The organism is Massilia genomosp. 1, assembly GCF_011682185.1.
In the GTDB taxonomy this organism is placed as follows: Bacteria; Pseudomonadota; Gammaproteobacteria; order Burkholderiales; family Burkholderiaceae_D; genus Telluria_A; species Telluria_A rubra.
Map to the genome: position 1 here is coordinate 1 of NZ_WHJF01000290.1, position 1,294 is coordinate 1,294.

Below are 1,294 nucleotides of genomic sequence, written 5' to 3' on the forward strand. Positions count from 1 at the left end.
GTTCACCCGCTTGACTGCCCGCTTACCTGCGTCCATTGCCATCTCCCTGGGATTCGTTTGTCACCAGGGATGCATTCTCCAGATCGCCATCGGGTCGCGCAATAACGCCGCTGAGCGACCGCTTACGGAAAACCAGCCATGACTGGAAGGTAGCGACACCTCACAGTGCAGCCCGATGAAATAGGGCAGCACTGTGCTAATCAGGCTCAGGTCTTGCGCAGGAAGCGGCGTGCGCCCAGTGCCGCAAGACCGCCCAACATCAGCCAGGCCATGCCGGGTTCCGGAACCGGCGAGATCTTGGTTAGGGAAGTGATCTCCCCGCTGATCGTGTAGGTGTAGGGACTTCCGTCTACGCCGCGAGAGGCCAAGTACGCTTGCGCATACGAGAACGACGATAGTGCCAGCGTCGTGGGCAAATTCGCATCGGTAAAGACGCTATTGGTATTGTCCGCTAGCCGCAGGCCGAAGTTTTTCGCTCCGAGCGCCACAACGTTAAGCGCATCGTCACTCCAGCTTCCTGACCCGTTCGACACGTTGATGAAATACGGTTGCTTGTCGTTCGAGAGCGATACTTTGCTTGATGGGAAGCTGAGAACAAAGTCCCCCGGCGCCGCATAGCTGCTGCTGTACCAGCTGTTGCTACTGGATAGAGGGTAAGGCGGTGCATTGGTGGAATAGCTAAGCAAACCAGTAAACGCCTGTCCCAGTGCGAAGCTGCCATCTTCCACCAGCGCTGACGTTTTATCGGTGATTCTACCTTCGTATTGCGCTGAGATGCGCGAAATCACGCCCGTAAATTCGAAGCTGACTATTTCGGCATGCGCCGTGTGAGCGAGTAACCCACTTGCTACTACTAATATCGACACGATTTTTTTCATTGAAATCTCTCCTGGATAGATGATTGCTTGGTTAGCAAGAAACTTCCGCATGAAATCTTAAGCGGAAGGCAACAATATACATCTGAGAGCCGTTCTTGGCGACAACGGCGGCTGCTTCCTTTGTCGGTCATTCGGCAGGAGCATGGCCGCCTGAGCCGCGCACCATTCGCTGATCATCAACACGCGCTGCACCGGTAGTCAGCCTTACCAGGGAAGGCCGAATTGCTGCGTATGGTGTCCGAGCAGGCGTTCGCGCAAGCGCGCGCCAAGCTGTCCCTGACCGCCATCGCTTCGCTCAACGACTGGCTCGTCGAGCGCGCCGAGCAGCACGGGTTCGTGCCGCGCTGGTGTGGCTTGCGCCTGGTCGCCGCCGACGCCTCGACGGTGCGTTTCGGCCTGCGCGCCAGTCGCCTCGA

Annotated in this window: 1 protein-coding gene and 1 pseudogene; one reads left to right on the forward strand and one right to left on the reverse strand. The window is 57.6% G+C overall.

Translation table 11 applies throughout. The features are described 5' to 3' along the window. Positions 1-206 precede the first annotated feature (206 nt). The gene (locus F1735_RS33640) at positions 207-878 is read right to left on the reverse strand and encodes a PEP-CTERM sorting domain-containing protein (RefSeq protein ID WP_167241358.1); all 672 of its coding nucleotides are present in this window, start codon (positions 876-878) and stop codon (positions 207-209) included. Between the two features lie 222 nt (positions 879-1,100). Here F1735_RS33640 and F1735_RS33645 point away from each other — a divergent pair. Next, positions 1,101-1,294 (forward strand): annotated as a pseudogene (locus tag F1735_RS33645) (IS4 family transposase); the annotation flags it as partial.